At 70.4% G+C, this 15,156-nt stretch carries 13 protein-coding genes; 9 read left to right on the forward strand and 4 right to left on the reverse strand.

Going from position 1 to position 15,156, the window contains the following annotated elements; all coding sequences use genetic code 11:
- Positions 1-131 precede the first annotated feature (131 nt).
- The 9 genes from CFK41_RS10805 to CFK41_RS10845 all read left to right on the forward strand — a co-directional run bounded on the left by CFK41_RS10805 (position 132) and on the right by CFK41_RS10845 (position 10,980).
- Positions 132-1,709, forward strand: a complete 1,578-nt coding sequence (locus CFK41_RS10805) for an ABC transporter permease subunit (protein WP_096799657.1) — start codon at positions 132-134, stop codon at positions 1,707-1,709.
- A 20-nt stretch (positions 1,710-1,729) separates the two neighbouring features.
- Positions 1,730-2,629, forward strand: a complete 900-nt coding sequence (locus CFK41_RS10810; protein ID WP_096799658.1) for a sugar ABC transporter permease — start codon at positions 1,730-1,732, stop codon at positions 2,627-2,629.
- A gap of 78 nt (positions 2,630-2,707) precedes the next feature.
- Complete coding sequence (locus CFK41_RS10815; protein WP_096799659.1) at positions 2,708-4,420, forward strand: glycoside hydrolase family 13 protein; 1,713 nt, start codon at positions 2,708-2,710, stop codon at positions 4,418-4,420.
- 105 nt (positions 4,421-4,525) lie between these two features.
- Complete coding sequence (locus tag CFK41_RS10820; protein WP_096799660.1) at positions 4,526-5,785, forward strand: carboxylate--amine ligase; 1,260 nt, start codon at positions 4,526-4,528, stop codon at positions 5,783-5,785.
- 20 nt (positions 5,786-5,805) lie between these two features.
- Positions 5,806-7,089, forward strand: a complete 1,284-nt coding sequence (locus tag CFK41_RS10825) for a carboxylate--amine ligase (RefSeq protein WP_096799661.1) — start codon at positions 5,806-5,808, stop codon at positions 7,087-7,089.
- A gap of 93 nt (positions 7,090-7,182) precedes the next feature.
- Positions 7,183-7,668 (forward strand): YbhB/YbcL family Raf kinase inhibitor-like protein, encoded by a 486-nt coding sequence (locus CFK41_RS10830; protein ID WP_096799662.1) that lies wholly within the window; start codon positions 7,183-7,185, stop codon positions 7,666-7,668.
- 192 nt (positions 7,669-7,860) lie between these two features.
- Entirely contained in the window at positions 7,861-9,114 is a 1,254-nt protein-coding gene (locus tag CFK41_RS10835) for a glycosyltransferase family 4 protein (RefSeq protein ID WP_227873047.1), read from the forward strand.
- The gene (locus CFK41_RS10840) at positions 9,111-9,833 is read left to right on the forward strand and encodes a TVP38/TMEM64 family protein (protein WP_096799664.1); all 723 of its coding nucleotides are present in this window, start codon (positions 9,111-9,113) and stop codon (positions 9,831-9,833) included. Before CFK41_RS10835 ends, CFK41_RS10840 begins: the two co-directional genes overlap by 4 nt.
- 13 nt (positions 9,834-9,846) lie before the next feature.
- Positions 9,847-10,980, forward strand: coding sequence for a glycosyltransferase family 4 protein (locus tag CFK41_RS10845; protein WP_096799665.1), 1,134 nt, complete (start codon positions 9,847-9,849; stop codon positions 10,978-10,980).
- Here the strand turns inward: CFK41_RS10845 and CFK41_RS10850 are convergent.
- From CFK41_RS10850 to dnaK, 4 genes are all read right to left on the reverse strand, one after another.
- Entirely contained in the window at positions 10,964-11,404 is a 441-nt protein-coding gene (locus CFK41_RS10850; protein WP_096799666.1) for a heat shock protein transcriptional repressor HspR, read from the reverse strand. The genes CFK41_RS10845 and CFK41_RS10850 overlap by 17 nt on opposite strands.
- Positions 11,405-11,482: 78 nt before the next feature.
- Positions 11,483-12,487, reverse strand: a complete 1,005-nt coding sequence (locus CFK41_RS10855; RefSeq protein WP_096799667.1) for a DnaJ C-terminal domain-containing protein — start codon at positions 12,485-12,487, stop codon at positions 11,483-11,485.
- A 120-nt stretch (positions 12,488-12,607) separates the two neighbouring features.
- Positions 12,608-13,285 (reverse strand): nucleotide exchange factor GrpE, encoded by a 678-nt coding sequence (locus CFK41_RS10860; RefSeq protein ID WP_096799668.1) that lies wholly within the window; start codon positions 13,283-13,285, stop codon positions 12,608-12,610.
- Positions 13,285-15,153, reverse strand: a complete 1,869-nt coding sequence (dnaK, locus tag CFK41_RS10865; RefSeq protein ID WP_096799669.1) for a molecular chaperone DnaK — start codon at positions 15,151-15,153, stop codon at positions 13,285-13,287. The genes CFK41_RS10860 and dnaK overlap by 1 nt, the downstream gene beginning before the upstream one ends.
- Positions 15,154-15,156 lie beyond the last annotated feature (3 nt).

The raw sequence follows: 15,156 nt of genomic DNA on the forward strand, positions 1-15,156 counted from the left end.
TCCCCCGGGAGCGATCCACCGCGCCGCCCTGAGGCGGCCGCGGTGGATCGCTCCGCCCTCGGCGCCGTCCCGTCCGCGCCGCCCCGTCCGCGCCGTCTCCCGCCCCTGTCCCCGAAAGGCGCAGTCGCCTCATGACCTCGACCCATGCCCCCGCGCACCGGACCCGGTCCACCACGGTCCCGGCCGTGCTGACCCGCATCGCGGTGCTCGGCATCACCCTGGCGGTGACGGTCTTCATCGCCCCGGTCCTGATCTCCCAGCAGTCCTGGATGTGGCTGGCCGTGCTGCTGATCTCCGCGATCGGCATCTTCGTCCTGTACTCGACGAAGCGCTTCGTGCCGGGCAAGTACCTCTTCCCCGGCACCTTCTTCCTCTCGGTGTTCCTGATCCTCCCTATCGTGCTGACCATCGGGTACTCCTTCACCAACTACGGCGACGGGACGCGCGGCACCAAGGAGCAGGCGATCGGCTCGATCGTGGCCAGCTCCGTCCAGCAGTCCGCGGACTCCCCGCGCTACTCGATGACGGTCGCCACCTCCGGATCCCCGACCGAGGGCCCCTTCGAGCTCTACCTGGTCGATCCCGCCGACGGCACGATCCATCGCGGCGGCGCCGAGACCGAGCTCGAGGAGGTCGATCCCGGCGACGCCACCGTGGTCGACGGCCGGGTCACCGAGGTCCCCGGGCTCACCGTCCTGGACCCCGGACAGGTGAACGCCATCTACAACGACCTCATGGAGCTCGCGGTCCCGGTCGACGACTCGAGCGCCGTGCGCCCGCTCGGCGTGAACCAGGCCTTCGTGGGCACCACGGTGCTGCAGTACGACGAGGCGAGCGACACCATCACCGACACCTCCTCCGGCGAGGAGTACACGGTCGCCACGATCGGGGACTCCGAGTACTTCGTGGACTCCACGGGCGAGCGGGCCTTCTCGCAGGGCTGGCTGCAGGGTGTGGGGCTGTCCAACTACCAGCGGCTGTTCACGAACTCGACCGTGGCGGGGCAGTTCTTCTCGGCCTTCGGCTGGACCCTGGTGTTCGCGGCCGGGTCCGTGCTGACCACCTTCGCACTGGGGTTCGGCCTCGCCGTGATCCTCAACGACCAGCGCCTGCGGGGCCGCCGCCTCTACCGCTCGATCCTGATCATGCCGTACGCGGTCCCCGGCTTCATCTCGCTGCTGGTCTGGTCGAACTTCTACAACCGCGACTTCGGCCTGATCAACGAGACGCTGGGCCTGCACCTGGACTGGTTCGGCGATCCGACGCTGGCGAAGGTCGCGGTGCTGCTGACGAACCTGTGGATGGGCTTCCCCTACATGTTCATCGTCTCCACCGGCGCGCTCCAGGCGATCCCGGGCGAGCTGACCGAGGCCTCCCGGATGGACGGCGCCACCCGCTTCCAGACCACCTCGAAGATCGTGCTGCCGCTGCTGCTGGTGGCCGTCGCCCCGCTGCTGGTCTCGTCCTTCGCCTTCAACTTCAACAACTTCAACGCGATCGAGCTGCTCACCGAGGGCGGGCCGTTCCCCGACGGCTCCGGCCGCGGCGCGACGGACATCCTGATCTCGATGGTCTACCGGATCGCCTTCGGCGGGTCCGGGGCGGACTTCGGCTTCGCCTCCGCGGTCTCGGTGTGCCTGTTCGTGCTCACCGGCGTGCTGGCCGCGCTCCAGTTCCGATTCACCAACGTTCTCGAAGACGTCAACTGAGCCCGCGGAAGGGGTCCATCATGAGTTCCACCTCCGTCCCGCAGAGCGGGCCGAAGCATCGCATGTCGTTCGGTCGCTGGTTCGCCGAGCTCGGGTGGCGGCACGTCGTCGGCATCCTGGCCGTCGTCTTCGCCGTGTTCCCGATCCTGTTCGTGCTCTCCGCCTCGCTCAACGAGAGCGGGTCGATCTCCGCCGCGGGGCTGCTCCCCACGGAGCGGATCACCCTCGAGCACTACGCCGTGATGCTCAACGGCGAGCGCGCGAACTTCCTGCGCTGGTACCTCAACACCATCATCGTGTGCGGTGTCGTCGCCATCGGCCAGGTGTTCCTCTCCCTGCTGGGCGCCTACGCCTTCAGCCGCCTGCGCTTCGCGGGCCGACGGGACGGCATGCTCGCCGTGCTGCTGGTCATGATGTTCCCCGCCATCCTCTCGATGATCGCCGTGTACACGATGGTCGCAGGCCTGGGCGAGGCGGTGCCGTGGCTGGGCCTGAACACCCTCTCCGGCTACATCGCCGTTCTCATGGGCGGCGCCTTCGGGCAGGTGTGGCTGCTCAAGGGCTTCTTCGACACCATCCCCCGGGAGCTGGACGAGGCAGCGATCCTCGACGGCGCGAGCCACTGGCAGGCCTTCTGCAGGATCCTGGTCCCGTCGATGACCCCGATCCTGGCCACGACCCTGCTGCTGGCCCTGGTGGGCTCGATGAGCGAGTTCCTCATCGGCTCGATCTTCCTCACGGATGACTCGAAGAAGACCCTCGCCGTGGGGATGTACGGGATGTTCGCCTCCGACCGCTCGAACAATCTGGGCGTCTTCGCCGCCGGATCGGTCATGATCATGATCCCGGTGATCGTGCTCTACCAGTTCCTCCAGCGCTACATCGTCGGCGGCTCCACCGCCGGCGCCGTCAAGGGCTGACCCCACCCACCGCACCACCGCACCACTGCACCACTGCACCACTGCACCACTGCACCACTGCACCAACGGAAGGACCCCATGACCCTCCCCGCCCGCGCCGCCGCACCCGCTCCCCTGCCCGGTTCGCCCGGCAGCGACCGTGACCGTCAGTGGTGGCGCGACGCCGTCGTCTACCAGGTCTATCCCCGATCCTTCTCCGACTCCGACGGCGACGGCATGGGCGACCTGCCCGGCATCACCGCCCGCCTGCCCTACCTCCGCGACCTCGGCGTGGACGCGATCTGGCTCTCGCCCTTCTACACCTCCCCCCAGAACGACGGCGGCTACGACGTGGCCGACTACACCGACGTCGATCCCCGCTTCGGCTCCCTGACGGACGCCGACGAGATGATCGCCGCCGCGCACGCGCTGGGGCTCAAGGTGATCGTGGACATCGTCCCCAACCATTCCTCGAGCGAGCACGTGCTGTTCCAGCAGGCCCTCGCCGCGGGTCCCGGCTCCCCCGAGCGCGACATGTACGTCTTCGCCGAGGGCAGGGGCGAGCACGGCGAGCTGCCCCCGAACAACTGGACCTCGATCTTCCACGGCCCGGCCTGGACCCGTCTGACCGAGGCGGACGGCACGCCCGGCCAGTGGTACCTGCACATCTTCGACACCAGCCAGCCGGACTGGAACTGGAAGAACCCACGGGTCCACGAGCTGTTCCAGGACGTGCTGAGGTTCTGGCTGGACCGCGGGGCCGACGGCTTCCGTGTGGACGTCGCCCACGGCATGGTCAAGCCCGAGGGTCTGCCCGATGCCGCGGTGAACGCCGAGGGCCTGATCGACATCCCCGAGGGGGAGGTCCCGGTCTACTTCGACAACGACGGCGTGCTGGACATCTACCGCGAATGGCGACCGATCCTGGACTCCTACGAGGGCGACCGGATGATGGTGCTGGAGGCCTGGATCCCCGAGCACCGCCTGCCGCTGTACATCGGGGACGAGAAGGCGCACCAGTCCTTCAACTTCGGCTTCCTCCAGGCGCGCTGGGGCGTGGAGACGATGCGCGCCGCGATCGAGAAGCCGCTCGCGCTCGCCGACGCCGTCGACTCCCCCACCACCTGGGTGCTCTCGAACCACGACGTGATCCGCCACGCCACGCGCTACGGCTTCGCCCCCGATCACCGCTTCGGCGAGGGGCTCTCGCGCGAGGAGATCCCCGATGCGGAGCTGGGGCTGCGCCGTGCCCGGGCGGCCACCCTGCTGATGCTCTCGCTGCCCGGCGCCGCCTACCTCTATCAGGGCGAGGAGCTCGGCCTGCCCGAGGTCGCGGACATCCCCGACGAGCTGCGCGAGGACCCCTCGCACAAGCGCGCCGGCGTGCCCGGCCGGGACGGCTGCCGCGTGCCGCTCCCCTGGGAGAGGGACGCGCCGGCCTTCGGGTTCTCCTCGACGGCCGCGAGCTGGCTGCCGCAGCCGGCCGACTTCGCGGAGCTGGCCGCCGATGTGCAGGAGGGCGTCGAGGGATCCACCCTCGAGATGTACCGCGCGGCGCTGCGTCTGCGCAGCGAGCTCGGTCTGGGTCGTGACGATGCCGCGGTCACCTTCCTCGAGGATCTCCCCGAGGGAGTGCTCGGCGTCTCCCGCGGGGACGTCCGCGTCCTCGTGAACACCTCCGACGTGGAGGTCCCCCTGGCTGAGGCGGGCGGTTCGACGGCTCCGGCCGGCGCCGAGCTGCTCGTGGCCTCGGGCCCTCTGCCTGCGGACACCCTCCCGGCCGACACGGCGGTGTGGCTGCGCACGCGGTGACGGTGATCTCCGCGCCCGCCCGCGGAGTCGGACAGATCACGCCGCGCCGCGGAGTCCCCACGGGGCTCCCCGGCGCGGCGTGCCCGCGCCGCTAGGATCGCGATCATGCGCACGCCCTCCTCCCCCGCCGATCCCGGGTTCGACGTCGTCGTCCTCGGAGCCGGGCTGAACTCGCTGAACCTGACCATCGCGTTCCACCAGCAGTACGGGATGCGGTGCACCACGGTGATGCGGGTCCCCGTGGCGATGAACGAGCACACCGTCACGAGCGACCAGCTGATCCTCGGCGCGGACGCCACCGACGAGCAGATGCGCGATGCGCTGATCGAGCTCGCGGAGCAGCGCCCGACGGACCGCCCCGCCCTGCTGCTGACCAACGCCGACTCCCTGATCGCCTTCATCGATCAGTTCCGGGTCGAGCTCGAGCAGCACTACCTGCTCGCCCAGGTCGACGGCGCCCTGCTCTCCCGCCTGGCCGACAAGGCGGAGTTCGCCGAGATCTGCCACGAGCTCGGCATCGGCACCGTCCCCACCGTCACCGTCGACTTCTCCCGTGCGGGCGGGGCGGGCTGGAACGGCGAGGAGGAGCTGCCCTGGTCCTACCCGGTGGTCGGCAAGGCCGCCAACACCGCCGAGTACCACCACGTGAGCTTCCCGGGGAAGCGGAAGGTCTTCTTCCTCGAGACCCCGCAGGAGCGGGAGGATCTCGTGCGCCGCCTGCGCGAGGCAGGCTTCACCGGCCGCTTCCTGTTCCAGGAGCTTATCCCCGGCGATGACACCGCCGAGCGCTCGATCACCGCCTACCGCTCCTCGCGCGGGAAGGTGACCCTGCTGTGCGCCGCGCAGGTGCTGCTCGGCGAGCACACCCCGGAGGCGCTGGGCCGTCCTGCCGCGATGGTCACCGGGGACTTCCCGAGCCTCACCGCCGCCGCCGAGAAGTTCCTCGACGCCGTGGACTACGTGGGCTTCGCGAACTTCGACGTGAAGGTCGATCCGCGCACCGGCGCCGAGTGCTTCTTCGAGATCAACCCGCGCATCGGCCGCAACAACTACTACGTCACCTCGACCGGGGAGAGCGTGGCCCGCCATGTCGTGGCGGACCGCGTGCTCGGCGATGACCTCGACCAGGTGGTCGTCACCCGCGAGGTCCTCTACTCGATCCTCCCGGTGCGCCTGGTGCTGCGCTACCTGACCGATCCCGCTCTGCGCGAGCGCATCCGGGTCCTCGCCCGAACGGGCCTGCGCAACCCCTTCCGGTATCGCGCCGAGGGTGCGTGGATGCGCGCCTACAGCGTCATCTCCGGCCTGAACTTCGTGCGCAAGTACCGCGCCGTCTATCCCCGACCCACCGACACCGGCTTCTGAGCCCGGGAAGGACCCTCTCGATGCCCGCCTCCTCCGCCTCCTCGGCGACCTCCTCCGCTCCCACCCCGACCCCTGGGGTGGACCTCGTCCTGCTCGGCGGGGACATCGGGATCTACGCCCTGGCCCGTGCCTTCCACGAGAAGTACGGCGTGGTCTCCACCGTCGTCACCCGCAAGGTCGCCGGCCCTGTCGCCGACTCCACCATCCTGCGCACGGTCGAGCTCGGGATGGAGGCGAGCGAGGAGCAGATGATCCAGGCCCTCGTTCGGGTGGGCGCGGACAAGGCCTCCCGCCCGGGCGGCACCCGGCCGATCCTGCTCGCGAACGCCGACTTCCTGGTCGCGCTGCTGGCCTCCCACCGCGAGCTCCTGGGCACCTACTACCACCTGCCGCTGCTGGACGACGAGGTGCTGAGCGACGTCGCCGACAAGGCGACCTTCTCCGAGATCTGCGCGCAGATCGGCGTGCCCACCCCGCGCACCGTCGTCCTGGACTTCTCCTCCGGCACCGCGCCCGAGGTGCCCGATCTGGATCTCGGATGGCCGCTCGTGGCCAAGGCCTCCCGCTCCTCCGCCTACAACGCGGTCTCCTTCCCGGGCAAGCGCAAGGTCTTCGAGATCGCGGATCGCGCGCAGCTGGTGGACCTGGTCGATGCCCTCACCACAGCCGGATACCGGGACCGCTTCGTGGTCCAGGAGATGATCCCGGGCGACGACACCTCGATGCTGTCCGTGACGGCGTACGTGGACACCCGCGGCGAGGTGACCCTGCTCGGCGGGGCCCAGGTGCTGCTCGAGGAGCACACCCCGGGCGCTCTCGGGAACCCGGCGGCCATGTTCACCACGGAGCTGCCCGACGTCTTCGACCAGTCGGTGCGCTTCCTCGAGCACTCCGGCTACCGCGGCTACGCGAACTTCGATGTCAAGATCGATCCTCGCGACGGCGTCGCGAAGTTCTTCGAGGTCAATCCCCGCATCGGCCGGAACAACTACTACATGACCGCGGCCGGGGCGAACGTCGCCGAGCCGGTGGTCGCCGATCTCGTCGAGGGCCGCGAGCTGGCCCGCGTGGTCCCCTCCCGCGAGGTCCTCTACTCGATCGTTCCCTGGACGCTGCTGCGCCGCTACATCCTCGATCCGCAGCTCCGCGCCCGCGTGCAGGCGATCCGGTCGCAGCGCACCGTGCACCCCCTGTGGTACCCCGTGGAGGGCATGAGGCGTCGCGCCTACGTGCTCGCCGCCCAGGCCAACCAGGTCAAGAAGTTCCTGCAGCACTACCCCCGCCCGTCGGCCGACGGGTTCTGAGCCGGCGCCTCCGCCGGAGCGAGAGCTCCGCCGGTGCGAGAGTTCCGCCGGAGCCTCGCCGCATCCGTCTGTGGTGGTGGTTACACTCGAGGCATGCCTGCCACGGACCCCTTCACCCTGCAGTCGGACGCCACGCCCTCGGGGAGCATCGTCGCTCCCCAGCAGCTGGTCGAGGCGCTCGGCGGCGAGAACCTCTCCCCCGACCTCCGGTGGACCAACGCCCCGGAGGGCACCCGCTCCTTCGCCGTGACCTGCTACGACCCCGATGCCCCGACGGGCTCGGGCTTCTGGCACTGGATCGCCTGGGACCTCCCCGCCACGACCACCTCGCTGCCGCTCGGCGTGCCGCGGGACGACGCCTCCCTGAAGCAGGCGCTCAACGACTTCGGCCTCCGCGGCTACGACGGGCCGCAGCCGCCTCCCGGCGCCCCGCACCGCTACCAGTTCTCGGTGCACGCGCTGCCCGTGGAGTCGATCGAGGTGGATCCCGAGAGCCCGCACATCGCGGCCCGCTTCGCGATCTTCTCCCAGCAGCTGGCCTCCACCGACTTCACAGCCCGATATCAGGTGACAGGCTGAAATACTAGGGGGAAACACCCCGCGACGGATCGGGCGTGCCCTGTGTCCGGCCTCTGACCTCGGTCGTAGGCTCGAATCATGGACGCCAGGAGAATCCGCAGCACGCGGCGAGCACAGGGATCAGACCATGGTCTGACGCCTCTCATGCGCTCGGGGGACGCGCTCGCACCCTCGGGATGTGAGTCTCGAGGAGTGAACGAGAACCGTACTTCCCCGCCCCCCTCCCAGGTGATCTCCCCGCAGCGCCCGCTGCGGGTCCTGCTGACCACCGACTGGTGGGAGCCCGTCGTCAACGGCGTGGTCGCCTCGGTGCAGACCCTGCGCCGCGAGCTGATAGCGCTGGGCTGCGACGTGCGCGTGCTGACCCTCTCGCAGGGTCTGCGGTCCCGCAACGAGGAGGGCGTCTACCGCCTCGGCTCCGTCTCCGCATCGATGGTGTACGACCGCGCCCGGATCGGCATGCCCACCGCGCGCCGCGTGCTGCGCGACGTGCTGGACTGGCGGCCCGACGTCGTGCATTCCCAGGCCGAGTTCTCCACCTACGTGTGGGCACGCCGCATCGCCCGCACCCTCTCGATCCCGCTGGTGCACACGTACCACACCATCTACGAGGACTACACGCACTACTACTCCCCCAGCCGCACCATGGGCCGCAAGGTCGTGGAGACCTTCTCCCGCCGGGTGCTCTCACGGACCGATGCCGTCATCGTGCCCACCCAGAAGGTCTCCCGCCTCCTGACGGGCTACGGCGTGCTGCGTCCGCTGCACGTGATCCCCACCGGGCTGGACCTCGAGCGGTTCCGCCCGGCCCGCACCGAGGAGGAGCACGCCGACGCCCGCGCGCTGCGCGCCTCCCTCGGCATCGAGCCCGGCCGGAAGGTGCTGCTGTCCGTCTCCCGTCTGGCCAAGGAGAAGAACCTCGACGAGGTGCTCGACATGGTGGCCGTCGCGGACCGCGAGGACACCGTGCTGGTGCTGGTGGGCGATGGTCCCTACCGGCCGGAGCTCGAGGCCCGCGCGGCGAGCCTCGGGATCACCGATCGCGTCCGCTTCACCGGTGTGGTCGCCCCCGCGGACATCCCCCGCTGGTACCGCATGGGCGACGTCTTCGTCGGCGCCTCCCTCAGCGAGACGCAGGGCCTGACATTCATCGAGGCGATGGCCTGCGGGCTGCCGCTGCTCTGCCGCCGCGACCCCTCGCTCGCGAGCGTCGTCGTCGAGGGCGTCACCGGCTGGCAGTTCGAGGGCGCCGCCCAGTTCACCAGCCACCTGAGCGCGCTGCTGGACGATCCGATCCGTCGTGAGCAGATGTCCCGCGCGGCCCTGGACCGGGCCCTGGACACCTGCGATGCGAAGGAGTTCGGCCGCGGCGTGCTCCGCGTCTACCAGGAGGCACGCGGAGTGCGCGCCCCGGTGATCGCCCGCCGCGAGCCGGTGGCGGCATGAGCACCACGACGGGACCGATCCCGCGCCTCGCACCGATCCCCGTCGTCCCGACGGATGTCGCCGTCCGGCCGTCGGCCGCTGCGGCACGGCCCTCGGCGCTCGCGGCACGGCCCTCGTCCGGCGAGACCCGTCCCCGCCGCGACCCGCTGCGGATCGCCGCCCAGCTCTCCCCGCTGCTGGGCCTGGGCCTCAGCATCACCCTGGTCTGGTGGGGGCTGGACACCGGAGTGCTGCGCTCGCTCGAGAACCTGCAGGTCTTCATCGGCTCGCTCGGCGCCTGGGGGCCGGCGGTCTTCATGCTCGCCTCCGCCGCGTCGGTGGTCTTCCCGATCGTGCCCGCCGGGCTGCTGGTGATCGCCGGTCCGGTGCTCTTCGGCCCGATCGAGGGGACGCTGTACAACTACCTCGCGGTGAGCGCCGGCTCCCTGCTGAACTTCGCGATCGCCCGGCACGTCGGACTCTCGCTCATCGAGCGGATCTTCGCTCCCCGCACGGTGGAGAAGTTCCTCGGGTGGACCCGCAGCGGCCACTTCACGCGAGCCTTCGCGGTCGCGATCGTGCTGCCCGTCGCCCCCGACGACCTGCTCTGCTACATCGCCGGCACCACCCGGATGCGCTGGCGCACCTACGTCGCGATCATCCTGCTGTGCAAGCCGTGGGCCCTGATCGCCTACGGCCTCGGCATCAGCACCCTCATCCTTCGCTTCCTGCCCTGGTGAACGGAACCTCGTCATGTTCATGAGATCCCGCGCCCGTCGGCGCCCCGCCCCTGCCCCTCTCGCCGCCGCACCCGTCGACGGCCGGCCTCTGCGCGTCCTCCTGCCGACAGGCCTCGCCGCCCTCGCCAAGGAATCCGGGATCGGCGCGGCCATCCGCCATCAGGAGTCGGCGGTGCGCTCGCTGGGCCATGAGGTGGTCACCAACCCGCTGCGCCCCTTCGACGTGGTCCACCTGAACACCCCGTTCCCGGACACCCTGCTGCTGGCGCGCTGGGCACGGCTGCGCCGGCGCCCGGCCCTCGTATGGGCGCACTCCACGGAGGACGACTTCCGCGACTCCTTCCCGGGGTCGAACCGCCTGGCGCCGATGTTCCGGCGCTGGATCGCGCACCTGTACCGCCGCGGCGACACGGTGGTCACCCCCAGCCAGTACTCGAAGGATCTGATCTCCGCGCCGAAGTACGGTCTGCGCGCCCCGATCCGGGTGCTCTCCAACGGCGTGGACACGACCTTCTTCCGCCCGGACCCGTCGGCTCGTGAGCGCCTGCGCGACTCCCTGGGCCTCGCCCCGGAGGCGCAGGTGGTCATCAGCGTCGGTATGCAGCTGCGCCGCAAGGGGATCCTGGACTGGGTCGAGGTGGCCCGTCGGATGCCGGAGGTCACCTTCGTCTGGTACGGCCGGACCGATCCTCGCCTGCTGACCGCCGAGGTGGAGAAGGCCCTGGCCGACGCGCCGGCGAACGCCCTCTTCCCCGGCTACGTGCAGGCTGAGCAGCTGCGCGAGGCGTACTGCGGCGCGGACGCCTTCTGCTTCCTCACCAAGGAGGAGACCGAGGGGATCGTGCTGTGGGAGGCGCTCGCCTGCGGGATCCCCGCGCTGGTGCGCGGGATCCCGCTGTACCGCGACGCGATGCCCGACGGCGTGCTCACGCACCAGGTCACCGGGGACGGCCCCGGCTTCGCGGGCGAGGTCGCGCAGCGCCTCGAGGCGCTGCTCACCGGAGAGCTGGAGGACCTGACGGCGGCCGGTCGCCGCGCCGCCGAGGGCGTGGACCTCGACGAGGTCGCCCAGCAGCTGCAGGAGATCTACCGGCTCGCCGGGGTGCTCCCGGCGCGCTCCTCGCAGATCGTCACGGCCGGCGCGTAGGCCGCCACACGACCAGCGCGTTGCCGCTGTCGCGGCGGCGGGGACGCTCACCGCGGCGCAGCGCGCTGATCTCCCCGTCGCGGTCGGCGGAGAACACGCGCCGCTGGGCCGGGGTCATCGTCTCCAGGGTGTCGCGGACACGACCCAGCTGGTCTTGCAGCGAGGTCACCTCGTCCTGCAGCTCGAGGATCCGCTTGATGCCGGCGAGGTTGATGCCCTGGTCCTGGGAGAGCTCCTGGATCTCCCGCAGGCGGACGATGTCCCGGGTGCTGTAGCGCCGGCCGCGGCCGCGCGTGCGCTGAGGTATCACCAGGCCCAGCCGGTCGTACTGGCGCAGGGTCTGGGGGTGCATGCCGGAGAGCTCGGCAGCCACCGAGATCACGAACACCGGCGCCCGGTCGTCCAGGCGGTGCGACGCGTGCATCAGGTGCTCCTTCCGATCGTGCGGTGCGGGCCGGAGCCGGCAGCAAGGGGTCGACCTCGTGGGGCCGGCGCCGTGACGTCAACGCGCGGCGGCCTCGGTGAGCCCGGCTCGCGGGTCCTCCTCGGCCAGGGCCGCACGCAGGTCCTCGACGGCCTGCTTAGCGGCCCCCTCGACATGGGTGGGGACGGCGACCTGGACGGTGACGTGGAGATCGCCGGTGGACTTCTTGGTCTGAAGCCCCTTGCCGCGCACCCTCAGCGTACGACCCGACGGCGTTCCCGCCGGGACCTTGAGCGAGACCGTGCCGCCGTCGAGCAGCGGGACGGACAGGGTGGTGCCGAGCACCGCCTCGTCGAAGGAGATCGGGACGGTGATCCGGAGATTCGTGCCCTCGGCGCTCCAGACGGAGTGCTCCTCGACGTCGAGGGTCAGCAGCAGGTCTCCGGCGGGCGCACCGCCGGGGCCGGGGCGTCCCTTGCCGCGCAGGCGGATCTTCTGGCCGTCGTGCACCCCGGCCGGGATGCGGACGGTGACCGTGCGGCCGTCGACGGTGAGGCGCAGCTCGGTGCCCAGCGCCGCGTCGCGGAAGCTGACACGGGTGCGGGCCGAGGTGTCCGAGCCCTTCGCCGGGGCGCGGTTCGGGGAGAACCCGGCGGGCCCTCCGCCGCCGAAGCCGCCGCCCTGGCCGCCGAACATCTTCAGCAGGTCGTCGATGTCGGGGTTGCCCGCGCCGCCGCCGGCGGGACGGGCACCGGGCTGGCCGCCGCCGCCGAACATCGAGGAGAAGATGTCCTCGAAGCCGGCACCGCCGGGGCCGCCCTGTCCGGCGGAGAAGCGCGCGCCGCCGGAGCCCATGGCCCGGATCGCGTCGTACTGCTGGCGCTGCTCGGGATCGTTGAGCACCGAGTAGGCCTCGCCGATCCCCTTGAACTTCTCCTCGGCCACCGGGTCGTCGGGGTGGTGGTCGGGATGGAACTTGCGGGCCTGGGTGCGGTAGGCCTTCTTGATCTCCGCGGCGCTCGCGTCCTTGGAGACGCCGAGGACCGCGTAGAAGTCCTTGTCGAGCCAGTCCTGTCCGGACATGTGCGTCTCCTTCCGGGAGCTTCCGATGCGTGGTGGTGTCGTTCAGGGGCGACGGGCGCGGGGCCGGCCGGTGAGGCCGGCCCCGCGTCCGTCAGATGGTGCCGATGGTGGGCACGTCGCTCAGGCAGGACCCCGGGTGCCGACGCGGGCGGGACGGAGCACGCGCTCGCCCATCCGGTAGCCGGGCTGCATGACGAGCGAGACGGTGGTGGTCTCGGCGTCCTCGGAGTCCTCGTGCATGAGGGCCTCGTGGAGGTTCGGATCGAACTCCTCCCCCACCTCGCCGAAGCGCGTCAGCCCGTGGGAGCCGAGCACCTCCTCGAGCTTCTGCGCGATCGCGTGGAACGGGGTGCCCTCGACGATGTCGCCGTGCTGGCGGCCCAGCGACACGTCGTCCAGGACGCCGATCAGCGAGCCGAGCACGCCGGCGATCGCCGCGTCCTTGCTCACCTGGGCGGCTCCCTCGATGCGGCGGCGCGAGTTGACGTACTCGGCCTGATCGCGCTTGAGCTGCTCGGTGAGCTCGGTGACCCGGCCCTCGAGCTCGGCGACCCGTCCGGCGTCCGCCGGGAGCGAGGACTCGTCCCCGCCCGCGGCGGCCTGCTCGAACAGCTCCGCCGCCTCGGCGTCGAAGGGATCGACGGTCTCGTCGGCCACCTGGCCCTCGGGTGCGGGGGTGTCCCCGGTGGGACGGACGCTGCCGTCCTCCGGGTTCACCTTGCGCTTGTCGGTGAAGGAGAACCTGGGCTCGCCCTCGGGACGCTGCGCGTCGTCAGGAGTGCTCCGGTCCTCGGTCATCACTTCTTCTCCTCGTCCTCGTCCACGATCTCGGCGTCGACGACGTCGTCATCATCCGAGGCGCCGGTGGCGCCTGCGGCGTCCTCAGCACCCTCGGCGCCCTCAGCGCCCTCGGCCTGCGAGTAGATCGCGGTGCCGACGGCCTGCAGGGCCTCGTTGAGGGAGTCGCGCTTGGCCTCGAGGTCCTCGGTGGAGGCATCCTCGGTGGCCAGCACGTCCTTGGCCGCCTTGATGGAGTCCTCGGCCTTGGTCCTGTCGCCGTCGGAGACCTTCTCCGCGTTGTCCTTGAGCAGCTTCTCGCCCTGGTAGACGAGCTGCTCGAGGGTGTTGCGGGCGTCGGCGTTCTTGCGACGCTCCTCGTCCTCGGCGGCGTGGGCCTCGGCGTCCTTCACCATGCGGTCGATGTCCTCGTCGGACAGGGCCGAGCCGCCGGTGATCTGGATGGACTGCTCGTTGCCGGTGCCGCGGTCCTTCGCGGTCACGTGCACGATGCCGTTGGAGTCGATGTCGAAGGTGACCTCGACCTGCGGGATGCCGCGCGGGGCCGGGGCGATGCCGGTGAGCTCGAAGGTGCCGAGCAGCTTGTTGTCCCGGGTGAACTGACGCTCGCCCTGGAACACCTGGATCGCCACGGAGGGCTGGTTGTCCTCGGCGGTGGAGAAGACCTCGGAGGTCTTGGTCGGGATGGCCGCGTTGCGCTCGATGAGCTTGGTCATCACGCCGCCCTTGGTCTCGATGCCGAGGGAGAGCGGGGTGACGTCCATGAGCAGGACGTCCTTGCGCTCGCCCTTGATGACGGCGGCCTGCAGCGCGGCGCCGACGGCGACGACCTCGTCCGGGTTCACGGACTTGTTGGGCTCCTTGCCGCCGGTGAGGGACTTGACGACCTCGGTGACGGCGGGCATGCGGGTGGAGCCGCCGACCAGCACCACGTGGTCGATGTCGGAGACGGAGATGCCCGCGTCCTTGATGACCTGGTGGAAGGGAGCCTTGGTGCGCTCGAGCAGATCCGAGGTCATGTCCTCGAACTGGGCCCGGGTGAGCTTCTCGTCGAGGTGCAGCGGGCCGTTCTCGGTCATCGACAGGTACTGCAGCGAGATGCTGGTCGAGGAGGAGGAGCTCAGCTCCTTCTTCGCCTGCTCAGCGGCCTCCTTGAGGCGCTGCAGGGCGATGCGGTCCTTCCCGAGGTCCACGCCCTCCTTGTTCTTGACCTGCGAGATCAGCCAGTCCACGACCTTCTGGTCCCAGTCGTCGCCGCCGAGGCGGTTGTCGCCCGCGGTGGCCTGGACCTGGATGGTGGAGCCCTCCTCGTCCTTGCTCACCTCGAGCAGGGAGACGTCGAAGGTGCCGCCGCCGAGGTCGAAGACCAGGATCTGCTCGTCGTCCTTGCCCTTCTCCAGCCCGTAGGCGAGAGCCGCGGCAGTGGGCTCGTTGATGATGCGCAGGACGTTCAGGCCCGCGATGGTGCCGGCGTCCTTGGTGGCCTGACGCTCGGAGTCGCTGAAGTAGGCCGGGACGGTGATGACCGCGTCGGTCACGGCCTCGCCCAGGTAGGACTCGGCGTCCTTCTTGAGCTTGCCGAGGGTGCGCGCGGAGATCTCCTGCGGGGTGTACTTCTTGTCGTCGATCTCCTGGCTCCAGTCGGTGCCCATGTGGCGCTTGACGGAGGAGATGGTGCGGTCGACATTGGTGACGGCCTGGCGCTTGGCGACCTCGCCCACGAGGACCTCGCCCTGCTTGGAGAAGGCGACGACCGACGGGGTGGTGCGGGAGCCCTCGGCGTTCGCGATGACGGTGGGCTGGCCACCCTCGAGGACGGCGACGGCGGAGTTGGTGGTACCGAGGTCGATTCCGACGACACGGGACATGGG

Source organism: Brachybacterium ginsengisoli (genome assembly GCF_002407065.1).
Classification (GTDB): domain Bacteria; phylum Actinomycetota; class Actinomycetes; order Actinomycetales; family Dermabacteraceae; genus Brachybacterium; species Brachybacterium ginsengisoli.